Annotated in this window: 1 protein-coding gene; it reads left to right on the forward strand. The window is 71.2% G+C overall.

The window, feature by feature from the left end:
* Window positions 1–880 (forward strand): sensor histidine kinase (locus IEZ07_RS35280; protein ID WP_191898773.1); only part of this gene is annotated, 880 nt, incomplete at both ends.

The raw sequence follows: 880 nt of genomic DNA on the forward strand, positions 1-880 counted from the left end.
GCCGCTACATGGAGCGCCGCCGCGCCGAGGAGCTGGCCGTCGCCCTGGCCGAGAGCCGCCGCCGGTTCGACCGGATCATCAACCAGCTCACCGACAAGGCCTGGACCGTCGAGATCCGGCCCGACGGCACCGCCCGCCCCGTCTACGTCAATGTCGAGCACACCACCGTCTTCGGCGGGCGGCTGCACCTGTCGCCGGATGACGACTTCATCGCCGTCATGCTGCGTTTCGTCCACCCCGACGACACGGGCGCCTTCCGCGCCTACTGCGCCGAGCTGATCACCGGGGAGCGGGCCGAGCTGGAGTACCGGCTCATCGGCCTGGACGGCGTCACCCGCTGGATCTGGAGCCGGGGCGCCCCCCGCCGGGAGGGGGAGCGGCTGCTCATCGACGGCATCTCCAGCGACGTCACCGACCGCCGCCGGATCGCCGAGGAGCGCGAACACCTGCTGGCCCAGCAGCACCAGCAGGTGGAACGGCTGCGGCAGCTGGATGCGATGAAGGACGACCTGATGGCGATGGCCAGCCACGAGCTGCGCAACCCCATCGGGATCATCCGCAGCTACGCCGAGATGCTGGCCGAGGCCCCCGGCCTGCCGGAGGAGTACCGGACCTTCATCGAGGTCATCGACCGCAAGAGCGAGCACCTGCAGAACCTGGTCGACGACCTGCTGGATCTGGCCCGGCTGGACGCCGGCCGGGTGGTCGTGGACGCGCGCCCGGTGTGGCTGACGGGCCTGGTCCGCCAGGCCGTCGACGAGCACCGGGCGGCCGCGCAGGCTGGGCGGATCACCCTGACCGCCGAGCTCTCACATCACCTGCACGTGCACGCCGACCCGGTCCGGTTGCGCCAGGTGCTGGACAACCTGCTGTCGAACGC

This window comes from Planomonospora parontospora (genome assembly GCA_014647935.1).
Classification (GTDB): Bacteria; Actinomycetota; Actinomycetes; order Streptosporangiales; family Streptosporangiaceae; genus Planomonospora; species Planomonospora parontospora.